The following is a 3,093-nucleotide window of genomic DNA, read 5'->3' on the forward strand; positions in this document are numbered from 1 at the left end:
TTGACTGATAGAAAAGTTTTAGTTGATCGATCGCAGTCGGGAAAAGTACGACCATGGCGAGAACATAAGTTAGAGAATTTACAGTATGGTGAATATTTACAAATGTTGCACTACAAGAAAGCCCATCGGGTTAAAGAGTGTGGTGAAGTATTACGTTTTGTGGAAGATAAAAATGGTCACAAAAAATTGGCTCAGACTTGGTTTTGCCATTCCCGTTTGTGTCCGTTATGTAATTGGCGGCGGGCAATGAAGCAATCCAATCAGTTAACACAGATTTTGACAGAAGCTGTTAAACAACGAAAGACGGGCCGGTTCTTATTTTTAACGTTAACTGTTGAGAATACAACTGGTGATCAATTGAAGAGTGAGTTACGTCAAATGGGACGAGCTGTTGCAAAGATCTTTCAGTATAAAAAAGTGGCTAAAAATTTGTTGGGTTATGTACGTTCAACTGAGGTTACCATCAATCACGAAGCAGATCATCCAATGTATCACCACCATATGCATGTTTTGCTTTTTATGAAATCGAGTTATTTTACAGGAACTGATAATTATATTTCACAAGCAGAATGGACTAAATATTGGCAACGAGCGATGAAATTAGCTTATGTGCCGGTTGTGAATGTTGAAGCGGTTAAACCGAATGTGAAACGCCAGAAAAATTCCTTACTGGCTAGTGCCCAAGAAACGGCTAAATATCAGGTGAAGTCCAAAGATATTTTAACTAATAATCAAGAACAAGATCTACAAGTAATTGATGATTTGGAACAAGCTTTGGCTGGTTCCCGCCAAATTAGCTATGGCGGTTTGCTGAAAGAAATTCGCAAGCAGTTGCAATTAGAAGATGTTGAAAATGGCGATTTGATTAATACGGATAGTGATGATCAAAAGGTTGATCAAGTGGTACGTGAGATTGTTGCTAAGTGGGATTATCAGCGCAAAAATTATTTTATGTTAAATGATTTATAGCATGAAATAATTTTTATAAGATTATTTTTTGGCTTGTTGTTTTTATTGCGTTGGTTTGCCGCTGGAGTACCCATTCTGCTTTTTTAGGGTTTCCATTAAATGTTTGGATTACTAGATAATATAATTTATTTTCTGGACTATATAGCTCTACTATGTCTATTTTCGTTGCTGACGTTTCTGAATAGTCTATTTGTTTTATTGTCTTTCTTCCTTTCTCTATAAGTTTTTCGCTTGATTTCATTAAAATCAGCCTCTTTTATTTTTATGATTATGTTTATTATACTCTTCTTTGCTTTGGCCTTTCTTGCCAACAGCAAAAACGGCCTCGCAGAGCCCAAACTTTACGAAGTAAAGTATAGTGGGTTATACTTTACTTGGAAGATAACTCCGAAATGAGGTGCATACAATGAGTTTTGCAGTGGCTAGAATGACGAAATTAAAAGCTGATAATTTAGTCGGCATTGGCAATCATGACCAACGGAAAACGACTAATCACAGCAACGAAGATATTGATGTTTCCCGCTCTCACCTGAATTATGATTTAGTGGCTGGGCGCACTGATAACTTTAAAACGGATATTGAAGCCTATATCAACGAAAACAAAGCGAGTAAGCGGGCAGTTCGCAAAGACGCTGTTTTAGTCAATGAGTGGATTATAACCAGTGACAAAGATTTTTTTGAGCAATTAGACGAAGCCGAAACCCGTAAATATTTTGAAACAGCCAAACAATATTTTGCAGATAACTATGGTGACGAAAATATTCGCTATGCAGTTGTTCATATGGACGAGAAGACCCCTCACATGCATATGGGCATTGTGCCCTTTGATGATGATAAAAAGCTCTCAGCTAAGCGTATATTCAATCGTGAAGCCTTACAGCACATTCAAGAGGAATTACCACAGTACCTCAAAGAAAATGGCTTTGATGTTCAACGTGGTAACAAAAATAAAGAGCGTAAGAATTTATCAGTACCCGAATACAAAGCTATGCGGGAAGAATTGAAAAAAATAGAGACCGAAAAACAAGAGACACAAGCAAAACTTGCAGATACTAAAAAACAGCTTGATGAAATCAAACCACGGGATACCAAGAAAATTGCTAGTAAACCCACCTTGATGAATAAAAATAAAGTCACGGTTGATAAATATGATCTCGCTGATTTGGAACAAAGGGCGGTGACTAGCGACGCTTATAACTTTGAAAAAATTCATCTGGAAGTAGAAAATCATAGTTTGCGTAATGATTTGAGTGAAGCCAAGGGCCGCAACTATGAACTGAGAAAAGAAAATGAGAGATTGCAAAAACTAGTAGGAACGCTTCAAGGCATTATACGAAATGTTGATGAGTTTCTACACAAAAAACTAGGTATTAATTTACCTGAAAAGTGGCTAGAGCGTGCAGGACTAAAAGAACCGTCTAAAAAAGCCCCTGAAAGCTCACAGGAACTCGACAGACATAAATCTGATGAATTAGGCGGTCCACATCTTTAAAACACTTATATGGGCTTAAAATGGCGTTTAAGAGCTTAATTTAACATCTCACTAGATTGAACGTAGTTAACTTTGTGTGTGTCAACGGTAAATCGACGTAGGGCGTTTTATAGCCCGCTGGGCTATTAGACGCCCTAGGAGGCTTTAAGGAGTTGATAGACTAGCGGATAAAACACTTTTGCGCATGCAAAGAAAAGCACACCTGCTTTTTTTGCCTGCCCCACGGCGAGTGCGGGGTGAGTTTGAGCGGGAGCACCCGCTCATTTATGGGGTCAAGCTGGCGCAGCTTGGACTGGGTTCGGGGCGTCAGCGCCCGAGGGCTTAGAAACTGGTCGATTTTGACCAGTTTCTTCTTATCTTGATACTATTAGAAACAACGTCATTTTAAAAAACTGGGATAAACCCTTGACACGACTGGGCTTAGGCGTATTATGAGTTTATAAAATGAATAAAGAAAAAACCCACGTGAGAATTCCTAGTTTGGCGACCCGGAACACGTGAGTTAATCTTGAATATTCGTATTTACTAGACATAGTTTAAAGCTTGAGTTAGTAAGCGTCAAGCCCTTAGTTTTAGTAAATACATAAAAGATTAGCTCTTCTCACGTGGTTGGATGAGAGGAGCTTTTTAGT

The 3,093-nt window shown here is 38.4% G+C and carries 3 protein-coding genes; 2 read left to right on the top strand and 1 reads right to left on the bottom strand.

All coding sequences use genetic code 11. The features are described 5' to 3' along the window. On the top strand, positions 1-969 hold a 969-nt coding region (locus ACYT32_RS12250), incomplete at its 5' end, for a protein rep (RefSeq protein ID WP_395266453.1). Between the two features lie 13 nt (positions 970-982). Here the strand turns inward: ACYT32_RS12250 and ACYT32_RS12255 are convergent. Then, entirely contained in the window at positions 983-1,210 is a 228-nt protein-coding gene (locus ACYT32_RS12255) for a hypothetical protein (protein ID WP_395266454.1), read from the bottom strand. A gap of 165 nt (positions 1,211-1,375) precedes the next feature. Here ACYT32_RS12255 and mobV point away from each other — a divergent pair, with 165 nt between their 5' ends. Next, positions 1,376-2,461, top strand: a complete 1,086-nt coding sequence (gene mobV, locus ACYT32_RS12260) for a MobV family relaxase (protein ID WP_395266456.1) — start codon at positions 1,376-1,378, stop codon at positions 2,459-2,461. The last annotated feature ends 632 nt before the right edge of the window (positions 2,462-3,093 follow it).

The organism is Companilactobacillus sp. FL22-3, from assembly GCF_054881455.1.